Annotated in this window: 18 protein-coding genes; all 18 read left to right on the forward strand. The window is 37.3% G+C overall.

From position 1 onward, the window contains the following. Positions 1–19 precede the first annotated feature (19 nt). Positions 20–325: a hypothetical protein gene (locus tag C4S54_RS03865; RefSeq protein ID WP_103868350.1), complete on the forward strand. Its 306-nt coding sequence runs from the start codon at positions 20–22 to the stop codon at positions 323–325. A 170-nt stretch (positions 326–495) separates the two neighbouring features. Then, complete coding sequence (locus C4S54_RS03870) at positions 496–975, forward strand: flagellar protein FlaG (RefSeq protein ID WP_103868351.1); 480 nt, start codon at positions 496–498, stop codon at positions 973–975. A gap of 59 nt (positions 976–1,034) precedes the next feature. Then, positions 1,035–2,570 carry a flagellar filament capping protein FliD gene (gene fliD / locus C4S54_RS03875; RefSeq protein WP_160110673.1) on the forward strand — a complete coding sequence of 512 codons (1,536 nt, stop codon included), beginning with the start codon at positions 1,035–1,037 and terminating at the stop codon, positions 2,568–2,570. A 39-nt stretch (positions 2,571–2,609) separates the two neighbouring features. Then, on the forward strand, positions 2,610–3,011 hold the full coding sequence (gene fliS / locus C4S54_RS03880; protein WP_103868353.1) for a flagellar export chaperone FliS: 402 nt from the start codon (positions 2,610–2,612) through the stop codon (positions 3,009–3,011). A 30-nt stretch (positions 3,012–3,041) separates the two neighbouring features. After that, a complete protein-coding gene (locus C4S54_RS03885; RefSeq protein WP_103868354.1) occupies positions 3,042–3,521 on the forward strand; it encodes a flagellin biosynthesis protein FlgN in 480 nt (159 codons plus the stop codon). Positions 3,522–3,575: 54 nt separating this feature from the next. Next, entirely contained in the window at positions 3,576–4,385 is an 810-nt protein-coding gene (locus tag C4S54_RS03890; RefSeq protein WP_103868355.1) for a glycosyltransferase family 2 protein, read from the forward strand. Between the two features lie 12 nt (positions 4,386–4,397). Continuing rightward, entirely contained in the window at positions 4,398–5,576 is a 1,179-nt protein-coding gene (locus tag C4S54_RS03895) for a glycosyltransferase family protein (RefSeq protein WP_103868356.1), read from the forward strand. A gap of 215 nt (positions 5,577–5,791) precedes the next feature. Further along, positions 5,792–6,610, forward strand: coding sequence for a flagellin N-terminal helical domain-containing protein (locus tag C4S54_RS03900; protein WP_103868357.1), 819 nt, complete (start codon positions 5,792–5,794; stop codon positions 6,608–6,610). An 86-nt stretch (positions 6,611–6,696) separates the two neighbouring features. Next, a complete protein-coding gene (locus C4S54_RS03905; RefSeq protein ID WP_103868358.1) occupies positions 6,697–7,860 on the forward strand; it encodes a radical SAM protein in 1,164 nt (387 codons plus the stop codon). A 156-nt stretch (positions 7,861–8,016) separates the two neighbouring features. Beyond that, positions 8,017–8,835: a flagellin N-terminal helical domain-containing protein gene (locus C4S54_RS03910; protein ID WP_103868359.1), complete on the forward strand. Its 819-nt coding sequence runs from the start codon at positions 8,017–8,019 to the stop codon at positions 8,833–8,835. A 148-nt stretch (positions 8,836–8,983) separates the two neighbouring features. Next, positions 8,984–10,210 carry a WavE lipopolysaccharide synthesis family protein gene (locus tag C4S54_RS03915; RefSeq protein ID WP_103868360.1) on the forward strand — a complete coding sequence of 409 codons (1,227 nt, stop codon included), beginning with the start codon at positions 8,984–8,986 and terminating at the stop codon, positions 10,208–10,210. A gap of 28 nt (positions 10,211–10,238) precedes the next feature. Next, positions 10,239–13,412, forward strand: a complete 3,174-nt coding sequence (locus tag C4S54_RS03920; protein ID WP_103868361.1) for a glycosyltransferase family 2 protein — start codon at positions 10,239–10,241, stop codon at positions 13,410–13,412. A gap of 31 nt (positions 13,413–13,443) precedes the next feature. Then, positions 13,444–15,474: a DUF6492 family protein gene (locus C4S54_RS03925; RefSeq protein WP_103868362.1), complete on the forward strand. Its 2,031-nt coding sequence runs from the start codon at positions 13,444–13,446 to the stop codon at positions 15,472–15,474. Further along, a complete protein-coding gene (locus tag C4S54_RS03930) occupies positions 15,462–18,314 on the forward strand; it encodes a glycosyltransferase (RefSeq protein ID WP_103868363.1) in 2,853 nt (950 codons plus the stop codon). The genes C4S54_RS03925 and C4S54_RS03930 overlap by 13 nt, the downstream gene beginning before the upstream one ends. 12 nt (positions 18,315–18,326) lie before the next feature. Then, positions 18,327–19,286, forward strand: a complete 960-nt coding sequence (locus tag C4S54_RS03935) for a hypothetical protein (RefSeq protein WP_103868364.1) — start codon at positions 18,327–18,329, stop codon at positions 19,284–19,286. Positions 19,287–19,303: 17 nt separating this feature from the next. After that, positions 19,304–20,353, forward strand: coding sequence for a GT-D fold domain-containing glycosyltransferase (locus C4S54_RS03940; RefSeq protein ID WP_103868365.1), 1,050 nt, complete (start codon positions 19,304–19,306; stop codon positions 20,351–20,353). An 18-nt stretch (positions 20,354–20,371) separates the two neighbouring features. Further along, positions 20,372–22,471 (forward strand): SIS domain-containing protein, encoded by a 2,100-nt coding sequence (locus tag C4S54_RS03945; protein ID WP_242973734.1) that lies wholly within the window; start codon positions 20,372–20,374, stop codon positions 22,469–22,471. A gap of 11 nt (positions 22,472–22,482) precedes the next feature. Beyond that, positions 22,483–23,943: a WavE lipopolysaccharide synthesis family protein gene (locus C4S54_RS03955; protein WP_103868366.1), complete on the forward strand. Its 1,461-nt coding sequence runs from the start codon at positions 22,483–22,485 to the stop codon at positions 23,941–23,943. The last annotated feature ends 1 nt before the right edge of the window (position 23,944 follow it).

Consider the following 23,944-nt stretch of genomic DNA (forward strand, 5'->3'; position numbering starts at 1 on the left):
GTTTAATGAGGATTATATTATGACTTGTGAAAACTGGTATAAATTAGATATAAAAGAACAATTATCAAATATACATGGAGAAGTTAAGAGACTTATCCGTGCACGAAATAATTTTAGAAATGGAACTGCTAAAGAAGATCATTCCGATTCTTATTTGGAAAAGATAAAGAACCTGATATTTATGACATATACGGATCCCAAAAATTTTCGTAGAGAAAGAGAACTATTAGAGGAGGAAAATGAAATTCTTCGCTGGTATAACGGTGAGGTTGATGATGATTATATTATGAGATATTGGAAACAATATACAGATGCAATTAGTTAAAAAGAAAATCCTAAAATTTTTATAAATTTTAGGATTTTTTTTATTTGATGCTATAAAGATTTTGACGGGCATTCCGATATAGAGGATAAGAAATGCTATATAAACCAATAACGGGATGTAACGTTTATGATAAGGCAGGTTCCTTGTTCAGACACGGAGGTATATGAATTATGGGAATGGAAGCAATTAATGGCTTTTCGCCTCTTGTTCAGCAGGCACAGCCACAGGTAAGAACACAGGTACAGGAGCAGAGTCAGTCTCAGTCTGAAATTGCAAATGCAGAAGCAGCTGGCACTACTCAAAACGTGGATTTAAAGGTTGAAAACGCGGATAATGCGTCCGGGTCTAATGGTGGTGCTCAGGGTGGCGCGCAAAATTATACTGAAGGACAGAATAGGCTTGAAGCTACTGAAGAGCAGATTCAGGCTGATAACGAAAAAGTCAAAAAGGCTATCTCTGAGATGACAAAGAATGTCAGATCCAATGCGGAGGCTGTTTTTGGAATCCACGAAAAGACAAACCGCGTAACCATCAAGATGGTTGATAAGGAGACAAAGAAAGTCATCAAGGAGTTCCCACCGGATGAAACGCTTGATATGATTGCCAAAGTGTGGGAAATTGCCGGCATTATGGTGGATGAGAAGAGATAAAGACAAATTGACATGGAAGTCAATGTAACACGCTCATGGATTGAGAAAGGAGAATGCTTATGCCTATCAGAATAACAGGAATGAACTCGGGTCTTGATACTGAAAGTATCATAACCGCGCTGACACAGACCAAGCAGGATAGACTTGATACAGCAAAAGGTAATCAGAAGAAGCTTACCTGGAAACAGGATAAATGGAAAGAACTAAATAAAAAGGTTGTTTCTTTTTACAATGGTGCTCTTAGTAATATGAGATTCTCCTCTGCATACACAAAGAAGACAACAACTGTTTCAAATAATAATGCCGCTACAGTTATTACAGGTGAAAATGCCATGGAGGCAACTCAGTCACTTGAGATAACAAAGCTTGCAAAATCTGCTTATTTAACAGGTAAAGAAGTTACAGTAGGAGATAGCAATACTAAAGCTACTAAAGAGACCAAGGTCAAGGATTTGGGGTTGTCGGCGGGCGATGAGATCAAATTCACAATTGGTGGTAATAGTGCCGACGTGCTGTCTGTATCCATAGAAGATGGAGATACAATTGATAGTGTACTTTCTAAATTAAAAAGTGCTACTTCGACTAATGGAACCAGTCTCAATTTTAATTATGATGAGAATAACGGAAGATTTTATGTATCTTCCAAGTCAGCAGGTGCTGCGGCTTCTTTTGCTATAGATGAAAGTGCCAGCGAAGCTATGAGTAAACTTGGCCTCGCTGTAAAAAAGGATGGATCAAACTACATTGCCGGTTCAAGTGCTGAGATTGTTCTTAACGGTGAAACATATACATCAGACAGCAATACATTCGAGATAAATGGTCTTACGATCACGGCTAATGAAGTTACAGACAGTCCAATAACTCTTACAACAAAACAGGACACTAGTGGCATTTATGATAACATCAAGAAAATGCTTAAAGAGTACAATGATCTGATGAAGGAATTTGCGACTCTTTATAATGCAGATAAAGCCAGCAGCTATAAGATGCTCACTGATGATCAGAAAGAGGCTATGTCTGATACTGAAGTTGAAGAGTGGGAAAATAAGATTAAGAGCGGTCTTCTTAGCGGCGATGATACAATAGCAACTGTAAGAAATGCCATGCGAGACATTATGAGCTCTGGTATTGATGTTAAGCTTAAGGATGGTACAGTAAAGAACTTATCATTGTCATCTTTTGGCATATCAACAGGAAGCTATTTCTCCACGGAAGAGAATGAAAGAGATGCCCTTCATATTGACGGAGATCCGGATGACTCGTCAACAAGTGGCAATACGGATCTCTTAAAAAGCATGATTTCTACAGACCCTGATGCTGTAATGAATTTCTTCTCAGATCTATCCAAATCATTATATGGAAAATTATCAGATTTGATGAAAGGAACAGAATACAGCAGTTCATTTACAATTTATGAAGACAAGCTTATGGCATCTCAGTATAGTGCGTATAATACTAAGATATCTGACGCTCAGGATGCACTTACAGCAGCTCAAGACAAACTTTATAAAAAGTTTTCTACTATGGAAACAGCTTTATCAAAGATAAATTCATCAAGCAGTTCACTTTCAGGTTTTTTTAATAGTGGAAGCTAACCTAACATAAATAATAAATAAGATTGCGAGGGAGCGTATATGCCAGTATTCACAACTCAACAAAAAGCGTATGCACAGTATAAAAACAATAAGGTAATGTCTGCGTCTGCACCGGAATTGACACTTATGCTTTATGACGGAGCTATAAAGTTTTTAAATGTTGCAGACTATGCAATTGAGAAAAAAGATCTTGAAAAGGCTAATACAAATATCATTAAAACGGAAAAAATAATTGATTATCTAAGAAACACACTCGATATGAAATATCCTGTTGCACAGGATTTTGAAAACATGTACTCTTATATTGCAAGGAGACTTGTTGAGGCAAATATTGGTAAAGACAGGGAAATAGTTGCTGAAGTTAACAGACATATGCATGCAATTCGTGATAACTGGATTGAGGTTATGAAGGCAAATCATGTTTATGTGAAAGATGCGTGAAACCAGTATCACTTGCAGAGGGGGTAAATAATGTTATCTGCCAGTCTTGATATGCTAGAGGAAAGTTTGCTAAAGAAAATCGAGGTAATGAAAAAGATTGAGGAAGAGAATGAAAAACAGAAAAATCTTCTAAGCAATCCTGATGAAGTTGATGAAGTGGCGTTTGACAAGATACTTGATGACAAAGGCGAACTTATAGATCAGCTCCTTAAACTTGATGATGGCTTTCAAACTCTTTTCGATAGAGTTAAGGAAGAGGTTGGACAAAATAAAGATAGTTTTAAAGAACAGATAAAAAGGATGCAAGAACTGATTCAGGAGATAACCGGTAGAAGTGCTTCCATAGAAGCTACTGAACATCGCAATAAAAAGCTTGCTGAAGAGTATTTTAGCGCTGCTAGACAGAAGATGAATTTTTCAAGACAAACCTCTGCAGCGGCCTTTAACTATTACAGAACGATGAACAATTTTAAAGACATTCCTCCACAATTTTTAGATAACAAAAATTAAAAAGAGAGCCAAGGGCTCTCTTTTTTTGGTAGAATTATATTAAGGGGGCAAAATATGAGAATAAGTGTGATCATTCCAACCTACAATAGGGCAGACAAAATTGAAAAATCTATCGAAAGTGTTTTCTCACAGGAAGGTGATGGGGAACTATTTGAGATAACTGAATTATTGGTAATGGATGATTGTTCTACTGATAATACGAAAGATGTGATCGTAAAACTCAAAGAAAAATACCCTAAGCTTTCTTACTATAAAATGGAAGTTAATGGCGGTGCAGCAAAAGCACGTAATTATGCCATTAAGAATCTTATAAAGACAGAATGGGCAGCCCTACAAGACAGTGATGATATATGGGATTTGGATAAATTGAAGGAAATGAGTACATATATCGAAAAAAAACCGGATGCCTGGTTATATTCCCATTGGTATACTGCTTTGACAAAAGAAAATGGTGAAGTTCAAGTCGGTATAGATGAGAGAGAAGACTATTTAGAAGAACTTGCTCTAAGAAATTTTATTGGATCCCCAACTATTTTAGTGAATAAGAAAGCTTTTTGTGATGTAGGTGGATTTGATGAAAACATAAAGGCATTAGAAGATTGGGAGTTTTTGATAAGATTTGCTTACAGGTATAAGATCCGGGTTATACCAAAATCTCTTATGAAAGTAGATCTTATAAGTGAGGGCATGTCGTCGGATATAGGAAAGTATTATGATGCAAGGTGTTACATTATTGCTAAGAATAAAGATATTTTACTGGAAAGAAAAATATTTGATAAGGCAGTCGAAAGTCTGCTTTTAAGCGCAAAAAAGAACGGAGTTTTAGAAAACGTAGGGAATATTCTTTCAACATATCTAAAGTGATGGGGTTGCCTGATGAATATGATTTTTTATAGATATAACAGTGTGTGTGAGCCTGATTATATTGATGCTTTCAAGGGTATGGGGATAAATGTAATTGAAGATGATGACGGAATGGATAATTCTTTGAATATATCATCGAAGATACATAAAATTGGAGAGCTTATTGCAGATTACGCTCCGTTATTTATTTTTTCGATTAATTATTTTCCTTTTATTTCTATAATCTGTGACAAGCTTGGAGTTATATATATGGCAGAAACAGTAGATTGCCCTGTTTTTGAGATATATCACAACAGCATAAGAAATAAGAACAACAGGTTATTTCTCTTTGATTATGCACAGTATTTATCAATAAAGGATTATAACTCAGAAGGGACTTTTTATCTTCCTTTGGGATCTCCGATTGAGAGGAACTCAAGGCTATTAGGAGATGAAAATACCTATCTGTACGACATATCCTTTATTGGATCTCTATACAATGAAAAAGATCCATTTTTAAGCCTGAAAATAAGATCTGATAAAAAAATGAACTTAACTGATCTTATGGAAAAGCAGATTCAGAATTCTTCATTTGGAATAGATTATATTAATTCAAATCTTAGATTAGAGGATATTGAAGATGTAAACTTTAAGGAGTCATTGTTTGATAACGCAGATATGGTAATAAATTTGGATCAGTCTGTTTTCATCAATAATTATCTTACATATCATATGGCATATTTGGAACGAACGAAAATATTAAATTCTCTAGCATCAGAAATGGGGGAGGGAGTAGTACATCTTTTTACAAGAAGCAGTACTGATAGGATTGATCCAAGGATTGTAAAGCATGATGGAGTTAAGACTCTTACAGAGATGCCATTTGTATTTAGACAAAGCAAGATAAATATAAATACTACAATGCGATCAATACAAACTGGAATTCCGCAAAGAGTATGGGATATACTATCCTGCAGAGGGTTTGTTTTAACAAATTACCAGCCAGAGATAGAGGAGTATTTTGAAATAGGAAAGCATATAGAAACCTATGAAAATGAGGAGGAATTAAGGGAAAAAGTAAAATATTATCTTGAACATGATGATGAAAGAGAAAAAATAGCAAGGCTGGGATTTGAAGAGGTCAGACAAAAACATACAATAATTATGAGGACTATTAGTATGATAAAGGCGGTGACATCATTTATCGGCTAATAAGTCTAAAAAATTAATACCACAAAAATAATTTTTCATATTTTTCAAAAAATATAAAAAATTATTTCAAAAAGGGTTAAGAAAGTTGATTCATGGCCGATATTAGTAGTGAAAGTTAAAATAAAGCAGCCATGGAAGGGACTCCGCGAAAGCTGCACAAGTGAAAAGATGGAAAGGCAGCAGGGAAGCGGGCCCCGTTCATGGAGGATTATAATATGGTAGTACAACACAACATTACTGCAATGAACGCAAACAGACAGCTTGGAATCACAACTGATGTCCAGGCTAAATCTAGTGAGAAACTTTCATCTGGATATAAGATCAACAGAGCAGCAGATGATGCAGCTGGTCTTGCGATTTCTGAAAAAATGAGAAGACAGGTTCGTGGTCTTACTCAGGCATCAGCTAACGCGCAAGATGGAATTTCTACTGTGCAGACAGCAGAAGGAGCACTTAATGAAGTTCATGATATGCTCCAAAGAATGAATGAACTTGCAGTAAAAGCAGCAAATGATACTTTGCAGTCATCCGACCGTCAGTACATCAAATCAGAGATTGATGCTCTTGCATCAGAAATTACCAGAACTGCATCCGCTACACAGTTCAATAATCAGAATTTGTTAGACGGAACATTCACAAATAAGAATCTTCAGGTTGGTGCCGAAACAAGTTCTCAGAGCCAGATCAATATCTGTATTGAGGAAATGTCAGCGACTCATATTGGAGTTAATCAACTTGAAGTCAGCACTCATGATGTTGCCAAATCAGCGCTTGGTTCAATTAAGTCCGCACTTGAGTCTGTTTCCAAGCAAAGATCTGATCTTGGTGCTATTCAGAACAGACTTGAACATACAATTAAGAATCTTGATAATGTAGTTGAAAATACGCAGGCAGCTGAATCACTTATTCGTGATACAGATATGGCAGAGGAAATGGTTAGATATTCTAACAACAACATCCTGGCACAGGCTGGACAGTCAATGCTTGCTCAAGCTAACCAAACCAATCAGGGTGTTCTTTCACTGCTTCAGTAATACCGGCATTGATATAGGAGCCAGTGGAGATGATGTTTCTCCGCTGGCTTTTTTGATATTAGTAAAATGTTTAATTTGGAGGGCACATGATACCTGTAGTTATATATATGAATAATGAGTTTTCGAAATTCCATGAACATTTTATCAAAGAAACTTATAATCGGATAGCTTTAAAGTATGGAGGAGAGAAACTTGCCGTGGTTGCATACTGGAATCCATATGATGAAGACAATGCAGATGGATTTTTGCCGGTTTTATCAACAGGTACTGCAAAAGTATTTGTAGAAAGCGGGGATATAGGCGCGGTTATAATACCTTTTGAAAATTACATAGGACAGGAAGATTATTTGGGGAATTTATTGAAGGTAGGGATTTCTTTAGAAAATGTATATATATCGGGAAAATGTCAAGAACTCGATGATAAAGAAAAAACTATTCTTGATTATTATAAACCCTATTACGAGTCTAAAATGCTACCCTATTTGGAATTTCATGTTGCAGATCACTGTAATCTGAATTGTGCTGATTGTGAGCATTATTCGGGCCTGGTTGAAGAGCCGGTTTTTCCAGATTTCAATAAGTTTGAGAAAGATATAAGTAAACTCAAATTTTTTATAGAAGACATAGGACTAATACGTATTTTGGGCGGTGAACCTCTTCTCAATCCCGAAATAGTAAGATACATAAAGCTGGTACATAAGATATATCCCGATTCGGCAATTCACGTTGTCACTAATGGCCTGCTGCTTCGCAATATGCCGGATTCATTTTTTCAAGCTCTTAAAGATTGCGGGAACAATTCGGGGATTTGGGTATCTTATTATCCAGTAATGCAGGATAAAATTGAAGAGATAAGGAGTTTTCTTGAAATCAAAGATGTGCCCTTTGCAATATCTCAAATGGCGACAGTCTTTCGCAAGCAGCAAAGTCTTGAGGCTAACAGCGATGAAGGTACAGGTGTGAAATTTAAAAACTGTTTTCAGAAGAATTGTAATAATTTGTATGATGGGAAAATCGCGGCCTGTTTTTTGCCGTTTACAACGAAATATTTTAATAGGTACTTTAATAAGCAATTGCCTGAAGATGGTGCTATAGATCTTTATGAAGAGGGATTGACTACAGAAAACATAAAAAGAAGATTAGCGATTCCTTTTGAAAGATGCAGGTATTGCCGTAATCCGGAGGATGTACAATGGCATAGAATTAATAAACCAAGTAAGCTAGAGGATTGGGTTAAAATTTATAATTAATTTATAAAGTTAGGTGTAAAGTTTTTATATTTATGGTCGATAATAAAGGTGTAATACAAAACAGAGATAGTATTTAGGCCAGCACTAACTACTATTTCAAAACAATCACACGAGCAGCAAGGATGCTGCCGTACATATTCAAGGAGGAATAATATTATGGTAGTACAACACAACGTCACAGCGATGAACGCAAACAGACAGCTTGGAATTACAACTGGTATTCAGGCAAAGTCAAGTGAGAAGTTATCATCTGGTTACAAGATCAACAGAGCAGCAGATGATGCAGCAGGTCTTTCAATTTCTGAAAAGATGAGACGTCAGATCAGAGGTATTACACAGGCTTCTGCAAACGCTCAGGATGGTATTTCTTCTGTACAGACAGCTGAAGGTGCCCTCAACGAAGTTCATGATATGCTTCAGAGAATGAACGAGCTGGCAACAAAGGCTGCAAACGACACTTTAACATCAACTGACCGTGGCTATATCAAGTCAGAGCTTGATGCACTTTCATCTGAAATTTCTCGTACATCAGCTGCAACTCAGTTCAACAATCAGAATCTTCTTGATGGTACATTTACTAACAAGAACCTTCAGGTTGGATCTGAGACTGGTGGAAAGAACCAGATCAACATCTGTATCAAAGAGATGAGTGCTACAAAGATTGGTGTTAACGCGCTTCTTGTTAGCTCACATGACGTAGCAAAGAGTTCTATCACATCTATCAAGTCAGCTCTTGAGTCAGTTTCAAAGCAGAGATCTGATCTTGGTGCTATCCAGAACAGACTTGAGCACACAATCAAGAACCTTGATAACGTAGTTGAGAATACTCAGGCTGCTGAATCACTTATCCGTGATACAGATATGGCTACCGAGATGGTTAAGTATTCTAACAACAACATCCTTGCACAGGCTGGACAGTCAATGCTGGCACAGGCTAACCAGACTAATCAGGGTGTTCTTTCACTTCTCGGTTAATTATTGTTATTGTTCGAATGAACAAGCAGTCTATTGCAAACATTGCAGACTACCAAGAGGGCTTCAGAGCAATCTGAAGTCCTTTTTTTGCACATTTATACACGCAATATGGTAAAATAATTATATATGACTTATTAGGAGAAATTGCATGAAAGACTTGATTATGGATGGATTATCGAAGATTATCGAAGCACATAAAAAAGAAAAAAATAGCATTTGTAATCTCGAATTTTCGTTAGCAATTGATATTATTCGAATGCTGGTAAGTTCATCAAAAGCAGTTAGGGAATCCATGACTTTTTATTATGAGAATGAAAGTGCGGCAATATATAAGCTTTCTGAGTATATTGAGCTTATGGAACAGTTATTGGATAGATTTGAGAGTTTTGATATAGATGATGCGGATGAGATTGAATTTCTCTATGATAAGGGAATTGAACTGTTAGAAACATCACTGACTGTCATCAACAGGACAGAAAGAATACATGATGATGGAGAGTTTTTGACTAAGGTATATAGACCCAAAAAGGCTGATGAGATTGGAATACGGTCTCACAAGCAGGCTAAGTTAAAAACAGCTATTGTTTTACAAGGACCAATAAAAAAAGAAGATGACTTCACTTATGAATCAGTTAAACTATATAGATTGCTGTACCCGGAATGCGAGGTAATCTTATCTACCTGGAAAAGTGAAGAGAATCAAAAAGATAAATTTGAAGAATTGGGGGCTATAGTTCTGCTCAATGAACCTCCCAAAAAACCAGGATATGCTAATTGTGCTTATCAGGCATTATCCTCAATAGAGGGAATCAGAAAAGCAAGAGAACTTGGCTGCGAAAGAGTGTGTAAGGCTAGAACTGATCAGAGATTCCATACACCTAACCTCTTTTTCTATATGGAAAAGCTTTTAGAACAGTTTCCATTAAAGATAAAAACAACTCAAAAGGAAAGACTTATAGCTATCAGCACAACTACACTTTCATTCAGAGTTTATAATATCTGCGACATGTTTATCTATGGCGACATAGATGATGTGGAAAATTATTTTGATTGTCCACTTGATACAAGAGATTGGGGAAAAGATTCGCATGTAGAGTGGATCAATGCAGAACAATTCGGAAGACTTCGCTTTGCTGAAGCCTGGTTTGCAAGTTATTACCTGGAAAAATTAGGGTATGAACTTAAATTCACAATTGAGGATAGTGATTACTACAGAAATGAACTTTTTATAATAGTGGATGGAAGTACCATTGACCTTCTTTGGCAGAAATATAATGACGATGAATATAAGGATAGAGAATATAACAGCAGTGGATATGAACATGGAGGAGGAATAGGAAGGGTAAGCTTTTTGGAGTGGTTATCATGCCAATAATTCATTATATGGTTGCAAGGAAAAGGATATGGAATGGAGTGAATTTATAACTTTTTTCAATGATAAATACATTGTTGGAGAAGAAATCTACAATATTCTCAAGGATAAACGGCCTGAAAACACAGATGTAATTATTTGTTCGGCACAGCTTGGGGATACAGTATGGCTGGCAGCATATGCGGAAGCTTATAAGCTAAAGAATAAATGCAGATTGATGTATGTTGTGAAAACTACACAAGTTAGCATAGTACAAAAATATCCTGCTATTGATGCAACTTTTGATATTACTCCGGCAGAAATGGAAGCATTAGAGCTTTATATAGTCAGAAATGAACTATGGAATCAGAATCATATAGTTTTAGGAAACCATAGAGAATTTATTATTGTGAATAAAGATAGCTATACGCTTTCACTTTATCTGGAAGATTATTCAGATATCTGCGAGGAAAGGAAGAACATTTTAGGACTTGGTGTGGATGTCGAACCATCAAGAATGCACGCAGAAATCTCTATAGATAAAAAGAAAAAAGAAGACTATTCAAACTCTGTTGTTCTAATGCCGAGCGCAAATACTTTCAAACCGATTGATATAGATTTTTGGGAACACTTAGCAAGATATATTTCAGATAATTATCAAAAAAAAGTTTACACAAACTATAACAATCTTGAGTCGGAAGTGATGATTCCCGGAACAATTCCACTTGCTTCGTCATTTGATGAATTGCAGGAATTATCACGGTATATTGATCTTTTTATTGGGCTTAGGAGTGGAATATGTGACTATCTGACAGCTTGCGGTGCTAATTTAGCAATAATCTATTCTGAACAATGGATAGATAAAGGAAATGGAATATATGAGTTTCCATCGAATCCACAAGCCCTTGGCGGCAATGAGATCCACAATTTTGCATATGATAGAGAAAAGGAAAACAAGCTTATCATGGAACTAGGGGATCTTTTAGAAAAAAAAGATGAAAAAACTAACATCAATACTTTAGTGGTAATTACACCAAAAGATTGCGAGAGGCTTTTGCCATTATATCCAAGACTGGTAGCAAACATTGATTTTGGTACTATCTTTTTTGTTGGAACTGATGAAGTTAAAAATGTCATAGGTAATAGTACGTTGGATAACTCCAGAGTGTCGTTTATAAACGAAGATTCGCTTATAAGTTTTGATCAGGTACATGCCTGCATGACCAAAAAGATGGAAAAGCTTCTGGCCGGAAGAATACTGCCAAGGGGAATTACAGGCTGGTACTATCAGCAATTTCTCAAGATGCAGTACGCATTACAATGTGAAAATGAGTTCTACATGGTTTGGGATGGAGATACTATTCCTTGTCATAAGATTGAAATGTTCCAGGAAGAATCAGGAAAACCGTATCTGGATCTAAAGCATGAATATCATCCAGAGTACTTTGAAACCTTAGGTAAAATACTTCCGGGATTTGGAAAGGTGATAGAGAGATCCTTCATATCAGAGCATATGCTCATAAATACTATGGTTATGAGGGAACTTATTCAGGAGATAGAAAAGAATGATTCTCTCGAAGGCAATAAATTCTGGGAAAAGATAATTGAGGCAATTCCTGCAGAAATGATACAGGATTCTGCTTTTAGTGAATTTGAAACCTATGGCACCTTTGTTGCCCTCAGATATTCATCCATGTACAAGCTTAGAGAGTGGCATTCCTTTAGACAGGGAGGGACTTTCTATTCTATAGATACTATTTCTGACAGAGATTTTGACTGGCTTTCCAAGGATTTTGATGCAATATCTTTTGAAAAAGGTCATTTTGTCAGAGAAGATAACAAAAATCTCTTTGATAACCCGTATTATCAGGAAAAACTCACTGCCAGACAAATGCTTGAGGCAGCGCAGCTTGAATATAAGGAAGGGTACAAAGAGACCTGGGGAGATAGTGAAAGCTCCGCAGTCAATGAGCATACCGGTATGTATTCCGGTTCTGATGGAATCGTCATTGAAGACAGGCTCAAATACCTTAGCAAAGATACCTATAAAGAATATGAGAAGCTTGGAGACAGTCTTGTTGATAAGAATGTGGATCAGGCCTATTTGTGCTATGAAAATGCACGTTTCCTTTGTGATGATGTAAGCGCAAGAGATGTGCTGGAAGATAAGAAAAATAACCTTATCGGTAATAATGAAATAAAGGTAAAAAAGACAGCAATTGTTATATTGTCTTATAACAACTTATTTTTGCTTCAGAGATGCATTGAGAGCATATATAACAACTGCAATCCAAATGATTATCTGCTTGTGATATTTGATAATGGTTCCAAAGACGGAACAGCGAAGTGGCTCTCTGAATGGGGTGAGAATCACGATGAAGCCATGGTTATCTTAAATGATACAAACCTTGGTTTTTCCGGCGGCAATAATGCTGCATGTCAGTATATATCCGATGACTATGATGTTTTCTTTTTAAATAACGATACAAGAGTACCTGCCAATGCACTTTTCTGGATGAGAATGGGACTTTATGAAGCAGATGATATAGGTGCAGTTGGAGCTGTCCAGAATTATGCTGATGCTGATCAGATTCATGAAGTTGAATTTGATGATCCTGAAGAATACGTTAAGCATGGGGCAGACTTTAATGTCTATGTAAAGCGGCCCCTTGAGGAGCAGAGTAAGCTATGCGGCTTTGCGCTTCTTATCAGGAAAGCAGTCTGGAATAAAACAGGTGGATTTGATGAGCGTTTTAATCCCGGCTATGTGGAAGACGATGATATTTGTCTTCATATAAGGTATCTGGGATATAGAACTATGGTCTGTCATAACGCGTTTATATATCATGTTGGAAGTCAGAGCTTTATTAGAGTTGAGAATCCTCACGAACTATTTGTTAAGCATAGAAAGATCGTAATAGAAAAGTGGGGCTTTGACAGCACTCTTTATGCCGGAATGAGCCGTAATGAATACAATTTCATTATGAGTCTTGCATATAAAGGATATACAGAAGAAAGCTGTTTTAACTTGGTTCACATAGGGTCGGGATGTGGGAATATGTTAGGACATATTCATTATCTTTATCCAAATGCTGATGTATGCGGAGTAGAGGAAAATGAGGCAGCAAGGAAATTTGCCATTTCATGCATTCCAGTATATCCGAGCATCGAGGCATTACCTAAAAAGCTTGAAGAGTATGACGTTGTAGCTCATGGACTTGGCTGAAGAATAGGATAAAAGCATTAAGGAGTAACTTATGCAAAAAGACAATCATTTCGATGTACTGATAGTTGTAACAGCTCCAGATTGCCAGAGACTTCTTGGTATGTACAGAAGACTCATTGATAATTATTCCTACGGTAAGATCTGCTTTATTGGAAATGAAGCGGTTAGAGATGTGGCTTATTCTAATGAAAAGATTCGTGACTATATAACATGGGTTAACGAAAATGATGTAATAGCATTTAATGATGTTCATCAGGTATTAAGCAAGAGGCTTGCAGATGTGCTTGGAGGTAAAGAACTTCCCAGAGGAATAACAGGCTGGTATTATCAGCAGTTTCTTAAGATGCAGTATGCTTTCTTGTGCAAGGATGAATACTATATGGTTTGGGATGGAGATACGGTTCCTTGTAGACACATCAATATGTTCAGCACCGAAACCGGGCAACCCTATATAGATTTAAAGCATGAGTATCATCCTGAATACTTTGAAACTTTAGGAAAGATACTTCCCGGATTTAAGAAGGTAATAGAAAGATCTTTTATCTCAGAGCACATGCTCATAAGATGCGATATTATGAAGAACCTTGTTGCTGACATTGAGAAAAATGAAAGCATAGAAGGAGAGAAATTCTGGGAAAAGATCATTAATGCCATAGAGCCGGATAAGATATTTGATTCTTCATTTAGTGAATTTGAAACATATGGCACTTATGTGGCGCTTCGTTATCCATCGGTTTATAAGCTGAGGGATTGGCATTCCTTTAGAATGGGAGCCATGTTCTTTGATCTAAATACCATATGCGATAGAGATTTTGCCTGGCTTAGCAAAGACTTTGATGCAATTTCTTTTGAAAAAGGCCAGGAAGTCAGAGAAGATAACAAGAATTTCTTTGATAATCCAGAGTATCAGGAAAAGTTGTCTGCCAAGAAGATGCTTCAGCTTGCGCAGATGGAATTTGCGGATGGGTACAAGGAAATCTGGCAGGATGACATCCTCGCAAAGCAGAGTGGAAATGTAAATTCCGGAGATTTTGCCAAGACAAATGACAGGGACAGACGCGTAGTAATCGTCATTTCTGATAATTCGGATAAAAAAGATTTGGATGGGTGTAAGGCAAGTATTGAAAGCGCTCTTAATACTGATAGCTATACCATAGTTTATGCAGGAAAAGATGACAGCTTAACCTATGGCGCAAGGATAAATAAGGCTATCAGGGAACTTGCCGGTCAGGACTTTGACGACTGCGACATACTTCTTCTTGACAGCAGCACGAGGCTTGCTTTTGATACATTATATTTCCTGAAATCAGCTCTTTATTCGCAAAATGATATAGGAGCAGTTGGCTGCGTATCTAATCTTGCAGTTAACAAGCAAACCATTGATGCACGGTATGACACAGAAAAAGAGTACATGGATTTTGGTATGAGAAATAACATACCTATGGAACGCCCATGTATTGAGAGGGTATCGCTATCAAGTTATGCCATGCTAATAAAGAGAAGTGTTTGGAATGAAGTCCATGGCATGGAAGAGGGCTACTCTTTAAAGGCAGTTGGAGATGAAGCATTTGCCCTTAAGTTATTAGAAAATGGCTATAGATCAATGCTTGTAAGAAACAGCTTTATATACAATACCAGTCTTCAGTCAGAAGAGGGTGACACCAAAGGGCAGATAGATAAACTGTCTGAGGAAAGGGGCTTTGATGTAGAGGCTGCTAAGCATGTAAATTTGTCACTTATTCAAGAGATAAATAAAGATCCTTCTGACAGACTTATGATCATGTGCTATGGATGCGGTATCGGTGCAGATATCAAAGCACTTAAATACCTGTATTATCAGAGCGAGATAGTTGGAATCGAGCCTGACAGCAAAATGGCTGAAATTGCAAAAAAAACAGAGAACATCCTTCCCGGAATAGAAGAAGTCATAGATTTCTATGGAGAAGGCTCTTTTGACGTTATCCTTGTGGAGAAAAATCCGGAGGATGAAGTCTTGATGGCAATGCTATCATCACTTTTAAATGAAGATGGCGTTATGATAGGTGAAAAATGGGGAGAGTAACATATTCAGATTTTAAATATTGGTATGAAAATAATGGGGAGCTCCAGGAAATCTTTTCCTATGAAGACAATTTGAAGAACTATAGCAGAATTCCTCTTCATAGTGCAGATAAGTCCATAGACGCCATAGTAAAGCGGTCTTTTGAGTTCTTTTCGGGTTCCTTTAGTGGTAATCAGGGCCTTATTGAAGCATTTTTTATGATCATTTTATTGGTGATAAAAAAGGCTATGGAAACACCTGATGCTATAAGGGTTGTCTGCGTAGGTAGTGATATTAAATGGCTTACCTCTTTTATTGACGGAGCGGTAAAAGAAATGCATCCAGATTCTGAGTGCATTTTTGCTGGTACCAATGATGTACAGATCAGTGGCTGTGATCTAAAAGTGGTGTCTCTTCTTTCTGGTGGGAATATACCTGAAAAAGATGATTGCGCATTTATTGTGGTTAAAGGTCATGAGGAAGGCCTTTATGAAGACTGTGATACTTACAATTTTGACATGATAGATGTTTTGACAGATTATAAGCCTGGCATGGCGCCTGAATACATTATTCCTAAAAGAAGCAAAGAAGTAAAACGTACAATTCACACTGTTGCGGCAATGACACCTCACAACAGAGCATTTAATAATTCTGAGCTTGTTAAGGCTATAGGACTTGTTCCTTATCTTTTGTACAAGGAAAAAGGTTGCAAGGTTTATCTTGTAGGACTTGATAAAACCGGAAATTATCCATCTAAGGAATTCGTTTCCGGAACAGAGATGGTTGAGCTTGATAGCTATGATCTTAAGTCCAAGGGAAAATGGCTAGAGGAAAATGGAAGCTCTATTGATTGCCTTATGCTTTATGGAACATATGAGGATAACATAAGTGTTTCCAAGATTTATAGGAAGGTTAATCCCTATGGAATTATCTATCTGGCACTTGATGCCAATTCCTATTGGGTAAATAACATTCCACGCTTTGACAAGAAGTATGATGATTTCTATGAAAATTGTGATGTGATATCAACAACAACCGAAAACTTGCAGAAATTCATAGCTTTAAAGTGGAAGATGGATATCGATGTTGTCAGATGCGGATATTATCCGGTTGGTGTAGGACCTGTTACTGAACCTGACTTTGACTCCAAAAAAAATGAGATATTAACTGTTGGCAGGATTGGTTCAAAGCAAAAGAGGAATGATGTCTTATTGGAAGCTTTTGCAAAGATAGCAGCAGAATTCCCTGATTGGACGCTCAAACTGGTAGGACCGGTCGCAGAAGAATTTAAGAGATATGTAGATGAGTATTATGTAAGTAACCCTGACCTTAAAGAGAAAGTTGTATTTACCGGCGAGATAACAGATAAAAGGGCGCTCCATGAAGAATTTCTTGCCGGCAAGATCTTTGCACTTACTTCAGATTTCGAAGGATTTCCAAACGTGCTTCCTGAAGCTATGAGTGCCGGATGCGCATTGGCTCTTACAGATATTGATATAGCCAAAGAGACTGTCGGTTACGGTCAAAACGGTGAAGTGGTGCCTACCGGAAATGCCAATGCTATGGCGGAAGCTCTTAGAAGTTTATGTCTGGATCAGGAAAAACTCAAAGGAAAATGCAAAAACTCCTTTAAAGATTATCGTGATAAATACGACTATAAAAAAATAGTAGATGAGCTATATACAGTACTAACCACGGTGGATAGAAAGGCATATGCCCGTGGGCCTCTTATATCAGTTGTGATGCCTGTTAAGAATAATGAGAGATTTTTCCATAAAGCGGTTGAAAGTGTCCTAAAACAAGAATACTCAAACTGGGAACTTATCATCGTGGAGGGGATATCATCCGATAAAACCGGCATCCTTGCTGATGATTATGCAAAGGCTGATGACAGGATAAGTGTTATCCATGCAGATGAATGGATCTACGAAAGCCTTAATATAGGTGTTTCCATGGCAAAGGGAGACTATGTTACTTTTCTGAATTCAGATGACCTCTTTATGCCGGATGCACTGATGACAGCAGCAAACTACTTAAAGTGCTTTGGTACAGATATGTTTCTTTTTGCGGTTAATACTACAAAGTGCGACGAGAATCAGAATATTCTGAGTCAGGATGCTGACAGTGTTATAGAGTACAGTAAGGAGCCTTTTGTATTTGAAGGAGACGCAGAGTGCAGGTACAGCTGGGGAAACATCATGAGGGCAGGGCTTCTTAATAATCAGCTTAATGTGTATAAAAAGAGTGTCATTAAGGATATCCGTTTTAGAAACGATATTTTTGGAGCGGATTATTTCTTTAATCTTCAGGTTTTGCCAAAGGTTCATTCTTTTGCATATTACCCAAAGTGCCTGTACAGATTTAACTCATATGTGGATGTATCAGGTATGAATGCATCTGTGGATAAATACTATTCGTATTCCCACAGCATGTATAACGATTTTTATCTTAAGAGCATTGAACTTTTTGCCACATATGGGGTGCTGGATGAGAAGGCGCTTAGCATGTTCAGACAGATAAGAATAGCGAATTTCACAGGAGAACTTGTTTCATATACCTATGATAGCTGCAAGCTGACTTTAGAAGAGAAATTAAGAGAGATATTTGCTTATACAAACGATCTAAGGGATGTGCTAATTTTGGAAAATCGTTTTGAAGATATAGAAGAACTGGTGCTCAAGATCAGCCATAACCTTATTTTAAGTAGCAATGAGAAGGTAGAAAAGCTAATCAATATCAGAAAAGGAGTAGAAACTCTTTTTGAAGATAAAGATCAGGATATCGAAGCTATACACAGACTTACATTTGATTACTACAATCCTGCGCACATAGGATTCAGCAGTTTAAAAAAACTTATATAAGTGGAGGAGCATATGGATAGTGTTTTTCAGGCAAGAATTGCTGCACTTGCAGAGAAATATCTAAAGGGTGAGGAAATATATAACGCTTTAAAGGAAAACAGACCGGAAGGAATGGATGTTATCATCATTCCTCAACATATTGGTGATACGCTTTGGGATTTCGTTTTTTTGGATGCTTATAAGAAAAAGTATGGCTGCAAGCAGATATTGGCAGTAGTTCCTGAATATCAAACTGAACTGGCACGGCTATTTACGCAGATAGATGATGTGCTGGGACTTAAAGCTGAGGAAATTACAGCATTACAGTCTTATATCGGATTTAACCAGTTATGGTATTCAGATCATATCAGGTATGGCTTTTTCCATTATACAATTTCACTTAATAAATCAGGTGTGTCCTTTTATTTCACATTTATGGGGCCCAGAGACCATGATTTCATGAACAAATCAAGGCGGGATTTTTTGGGACTTGATGACGATTGCATAAAGAATGGTGCCATAGCACCAAATCCTCCGGAAAGTGCCAGCAAATATAGCAATGCAGTCATGATTCTTCCTACAGCCAAGTCTCAACCAGGAGATATTCCAGAGTCATTTTGGAAAAAGATGGCTGATATGATAAAAGATAAGGGCTATGAGGTCTATTGTAATTACAACAATCTCCCTTATGAAACATTAGTTGAAGGAACCAAGCCTTTATCAACCAAATTGGTAGAGTTATACAATTTATCAAGATCCTTTAAGAGATTTATTGGTTTCAGGAGCGGAATACTTGATTTGATTGCTCTTGGAGAGGGTAATATCACCTGCTTACATCCTACATATAAGGATATTGACGGACTTGTAATGGAAAGAAACGCCAATATATCTGACCATTTATATCAATTAAATGCTCTGGAATCTTTACAGTCATACCAGTACAGATCTGAGTGGGAAGATGAACTATTAAAAGCGATCGTAGAAAACATTTAAACTGTAGGGGAGTAGGAATGGATCATTCTGAACTTGAAAAAAAAATAGAAGATCTGGAAAAGGAAAATGAGGCTTTGGTAAAGTGGCAGTCTGAGATAAATGGATTATTGTCACAGCTCATTCAGATAATTGAAGGGCGTAAATCAGCTGATGAAAACACAGAGGCACAGATTGCTGCGATCTATAAGATGGCAAGGATAAACAGATATAGGATAGACAGCCTTCCTTATGAGCTTGCGGCACCTGACTACAAGGTGGATGTTATTTATCCGAAGATGCTGTCAATCGAAGAGACTCTCCGTCTTATTATCGAGGAAAAGAAATCTGTTGCAAGGCTGGGGGACGGCGAGTTTGCTGCAATAGCCGGGACCAAAAGATGGAATTTCCAAGGCGAATCAGAAGAACTTGGAAGGAGGCTGCGGGAAGTATTAGAGGTAGATGTTCCTGATCTTTTGGTTGGTCTTAATCCTAATTTCTATAGTTCATTGCAAGGCCTTGAAGAAGATGATGCAGATGGCGTAAGAGCGTATATGAGACCTATGGTCAGACGTTTCCATTCTGAACTTTTAAAAAAAGACAAGATCTATGCCAATGGAGTTATGCATAGAATGGAAAATGACGGGGATGTTAATCTCCTTAAGAAAATCTGGGAAGAAAGAAAAGTCACCATAATAGAAGGCCAGTACACCAGAATGGGTGTTGGAAATGACCTTTTAAATGGTGCTTTAGAGATAACAAGAATTCTGGCACCTTCTGAAAATGCATTTGAAAAATATCAGCAGATTTATGATGAGGCAATAAAGAGGGATGAAGATACACTATTTTTGATCTCTCTTGGTCCTACAGCAACAGTTTTGGCATATGACCTGTGCAAAGCCGGATATCAGGCTGTAGACATTGGACATATAGATCTGATCTATGAAAAATATAAAAGAGGCTTATCAAGTCTGTATGAGGTCAATATCCCTTACAAATACTGCAATAATGATGAGATCGGTGAAAGAAGGCAGATAGAAGATGTAAAGGATGAGCAGTACGAAAGACAGATAGTTGCAAGAGTTTACTAATTCAGCAAAGGAGGCAATATGCTTGATTATATAATCGTTCAGGCAGGAGGAAAAGGATCCCGAATGCAGGTGCTTACCAGAAATAAGCCAAAAGCTTTGGTTCCGGTAAATAACCTTCCAATGATTTTTCACTTATTTAAAAAATATCCTGAAAAGAAATACATAATCATCGGAGACTATAAATTTGATGTTCTTGAACGTTATTTGCGTGAATTTGCCACAGTAGATTATAAGCTTGTGTCGGGGACTGGGCATGCAGGAACATGCGCTGGACTTTCGGATGCACTCAGTTATGTACCGGACGGTGAAAGGTTTATGTTAATCTGGTGCGATCTTGTGCTGTCTGATGATTATGAGATTCCTGAAACAGATAACAATATCATTGGTATCTCCAAAGATTTTACCTGTCGATGGAAATATGAGAATAATGAATTTGTAGAAGAACGAAGCGATGAATATGGCGTTGCCGGTCATTTTATATTTAAGGATAAGAGCTTTATAAATGACATTCCTGCGGATGGAGAGTTTGTACGTTATTTAAAAGGAAAAGGACTTAAATTTGAAGAACAGCCTTTGTATAGGACTAAGGAATATGGGCTGTACAGCGAGTGGAACAAACTTCCCAAAATGAGATGCAGGCCTTTTAATAAGATCACTATAGATAACGATAAGGTGATAAAAGAAGGTATTGATGAGCAAGGTAAGAGGCTCGCAATTAGAGAATGTGCCTGGTATCAGAAAATGCAGGGAAAAAACTTTGATGGAATACCTGCAATTTATTCTTATGATCCTTTAGTAATGGAATTGGTTGATGGTAAGAATATTTATGAATACACCTATCTTCCTACTGAGCAAAAGAAATATGTTCTTGAAAAGATAATTGGAAAGCTCAAAGAGATACATCAGATGGAAAGCGCTCCCTATGACGAGGAGAGCTATAGAGTGGCTTATCTTGATAAGACCTATGACAGGCTAAAAAAGGTTAGAAATCTTGTGCCATTTGCCAATGACCCTGTGGTTACTATTAACGGTAGAGAGTGTAGAAATATCTTTTTCCACAAGGAAGAAGTAGAACGCCTTGTAATGCAGTATGCTCCAAGGGAATTCGTCCTTATTCACGGCGATTGTACGTTTAGTAACACAGTCCTTCGCCATGACTCTGATCCTGTATTCATAGATCCTAGAGGTTATTTTGGGAATACCGAGTTCTATGGTGATGCAGCTTATGATTGGGTTAAGCTATATTATAGCCTTTTTAGTAATTACGATCAGTTTAATCTAAAGAGATTTAGTCTTGATATAAGGGAAAAGGATGTAACGTTAGATATAGGTTCTAACAGTTGGGAAAATATGGAAGAGTATTTCTTTGACTTGTTAGAGGGTGAAGTTACAAGACGCCAGGTTAAGATATTATTAGCTATTATTTGGTTAAGCCTTACTACTTATGCCTGGGAAGACTATGACTCAATATGTGGAGCTTTTTACAATGGACTGTATTATCTTGAAGAAGCTCTTGGAATGGAAAGTGCTTATAGTTATTTTTCCAGAAATATGAACTTTATCAACAGTGCACTTCGGGGAATATCCATGAGTGAGATGGACAGGCTTATACTTGATTGTGAGAAAGCATTGAAAGGTGGGCACAAGGTCATTGCATCAGGCCTTGGCAAAAACGTTCCTATTTGCGAAAAATTTGAGGGAACGATGGTTTCTCTTGGACTCGATGCAAGATTCTTACACACTAATTCTGCCGTACATGGCGAGATGGGACTGGTTCATCCGGGTGATGTGCTTATAATTCTCACTAAGAGCGGAAGCACTACAGAGTCGGTATATCTGGCAGAGTTAATAAAAAAGAGAAAAGGTGTAAAGCTGTGGCTTATGAGCTGTAATGAAAATGGAAGCGTAGTGAAGTATGCAGACAATAAGCTTATTATTCCTCTTGAGCATGAGGGCGATCCATGGAATATAATCCCCAACAATTCCACTACATGCTTTTTAATCGTATTACAGATGATTGCCATGCAGCTAGCCAGAAGGATGGATGTTTCATTGGATAGATTCAAGGAAAATCATCCAGGAGGAGCAATTGGCGAGATATTATCAGTTGAGAATTGAGGCGTAGATAGATGGAATACTCGGCAGCTTTTAAAAAAATTGTTGTAGAAAAATTTAATCAGGTAGAAAAAGATACAGCAATAGCAGTGCAATATGTTGGTCAGGATGATTTCAGAAATATTGTTACGACTGCACAGCAGAATATGCTTGCTTTTTCTAAATATATTGAAGTGACTTTTGAATTTTTTTCTACACATAAGTATTCAAATATTGCGCTGATATCTATAGAAGATCCTGAAAGAGCAAGGATACTTGAAATATTGCAAAGTCTTATGCAGGATGCTCTTGCTATTATGGAGCAATACGCAAAGTGTCTTGATGAGACAGAGGAAAGTAATATAGTTGATCGCCTTCATATCATAAAGGATAAGGCTGGAGTCATATCACTAAAGATAAGATTTGATGTTCCTGCGCCTCCGATGGAAACCATAGTAGATGCCAGTTTATTAGAAATATGCAAAAATATGGTTAAACTTACTGCCATAAGTAAGGACTATTACACATTGAATAAGATGTGGCATTTTTCAGTGAGGAAGATATATCCGAGGATTGAACTTTCTGATACTGCAATTGTGATTCAGGGTCCTGTTCTTTATGAAGGGGATTTTACATTAGAGACTCTTTTGTACTACAGAAGGCTGTATCCTGTTACAACTATTATCCTGTCTACCTGGGCTGGTGAAGTTACAACTGAATTGAGATACATGGTTGAAGCGGTAGGAATCGTAGTATTAGAAAACGAAAAGCCTGAGATCACAGGAAAGACAAATGTAAAATTGCAGGCACTTAGTTCATTAAAGGGGATAGAACTTGCTGAAAGAGATAAGAATATAAAATATGTATTAAAGACCAGAACAGATCAGAGATTCTTTTTACCGGATTTCTTGAACTATATGAGAAATATGATGAGTCTGTATCCGGTTCGCCGGAAGGAACTTGAGGGCAGAATAGAGTTTCTTGGCGGATATTCATCTCTTTTGACATATCCATTCAGACTGACAGATTTCATGACTTTCGGAACTGTTGGAGATATAAAAAGGTTTTATTCATGTTCCTGTGAAGATGAGAGATTGGAAAACGCTTATCCAGATGAGAAAGGCACAGGATATCAGTATGATAGGGTGCTCAGGCTTACCCCTAGAGACGATGTATTCTCGGTTTTGGGCTATACTAAAGACGAGAGGCTGGCCTTATGTCAAAAGATAGGCCCATATAAGGATCCGGAATCTTATCTTGCCGGAAGCTTTTATGAGAGGGCTATATTAGGAAGAATTATTGAACAAAGTGATGATGAACTGATGCATTACTGGGAGTTTCTTAAAAATGCTGCAATCATAATTGATCCCTTGCAGCTTATGTTCTATTGGAAAAAATATGACAACGAATACATGACTAACAATCCGCTTATTGCTGATGGCGGCCTTACTAATAGCACGTGGTTACAGATTTATCTTCATGAATTTGAGGAGTGAT

Origin of the sequence: Butyrivibrio sp. Su6 (assembly GCF_900108105.1) — a bacterium.
Lineage (GTDB): Bacteria > Bacillota > Clostridia > Lachnospirales > Lachnospiraceae > Butyrivibrio.

Excerpts from the sequence above, each read along its gene's own strand:
- C4S54_RS03865 (WP_103868350.1), top strand. The coding sequence starts at position 20 with ATGACTTGTGAAAACTGGTATAAATTAGATATAAAAGAACAATTATCA.
- C4S54_RS03870 (WP_103868351.1), top strand. The coding sequence starts at position 496 with ATGGGAATGGAAGCAATTAATGGCTTTTCGCCTCTTGTTCAGCAGGCA.
- fliD (WP_160110673.1), top strand. The coding sequence starts at position 1,035 with ATGCCTATCAGAATAACAGGAATGAACTCGGGTCTTGATACTGAAAGT.
- fliS (WP_103868353.1), top strand. The coding sequence starts at position 2,610 with ATGCCAGTATTCACAACTCAACAAAAAGCGTATGCACAGTATAAAAAC.
- C4S54_RS03885 (WP_103868354.1), top strand. The coding sequence starts at position 3,042 with ATGTTATCTGCCAGTCTTGATATGCTAGAGGAAAGTTTGCTAAAGAAA.
- C4S54_RS03890 (WP_103868355.1), top strand. The coding sequence starts at position 3,576 with ATGAGAATAAGTGTGATCATTCCAACCTACAATAGGGCAGACAAAATT.
- C4S54_RS03895 (WP_103868356.1), top strand. The coding sequence starts at position 4,398 with ATGAATATGATTTTTTATAGATATAACAGTGTGTGTGAGCCTGATTAT.
- C4S54_RS03900 (WP_103868357.1), top strand. The coding sequence starts at position 5,792 with ATGGTAGTACAACACAACATTACTGCAATGAACGCAAACAGACAGCTT.
- C4S54_RS03905 (WP_103868358.1), top strand. The coding sequence starts at position 6,697 with ATGATACCTGTAGTTATATATATGAATAATGAGTTTTCGAAATTCCAT.
- C4S54_RS03910 (WP_103868359.1), top strand. The coding sequence starts at position 8,017 with ATGGTAGTACAACACAACGTCACAGCGATGAACGCAAACAGACAGCTT.
- C4S54_RS03915 (WP_103868360.1), top strand. The coding sequence starts at position 8,984 with ATGAAAGACTTGATTATGGATGGATTATCGAAGATTATCGAAGCACAT.
- C4S54_RS03920 (WP_103868361.1), top strand. The coding sequence starts at position 10,239 with ATGGAATGGAGTGAATTTATAACTTTTTTCAATGATAAATACATTGTT.
- C4S54_RS03925 (WP_103868362.1), top strand. The coding sequence starts at position 13,444 with ATGCAAAAAGACAATCATTTCGATGTACTGATAGTTGTAACAGCTCCA.
- C4S54_RS03930 (WP_103868363.1), top strand. The coding sequence starts at position 15,462 with ATGGGGAGAGTAACATATTCAGATTTTAAATATTGGTATGAAAATAAT.
- C4S54_RS03935 (WP_103868364.1), top strand. The coding sequence starts at position 18,327 with ATGGATAGTGTTTTTCAGGCAAGAATTGCTGCACTTGCAGAGAAATAT.
- C4S54_RS03940 (WP_103868365.1), top strand. The coding sequence starts at position 19,304 with ATGGATCATTCTGAACTTGAAAAAAAAATAGAAGATCTGGAAAAGGAA.
- C4S54_RS03945 (WP_242973734.1), top strand. The coding sequence starts at position 20,372 with ATGCTTGATTATATAATCGTTCAGGCAGGAGGAAAAGGATCCCGAATG.
- C4S54_RS03955 (WP_103868366.1), top strand. The coding sequence starts at position 22,483 with ATGGAATACTCGGCAGCTTTTAAAAAAATTGTTGTAGAAAAATTTAAT.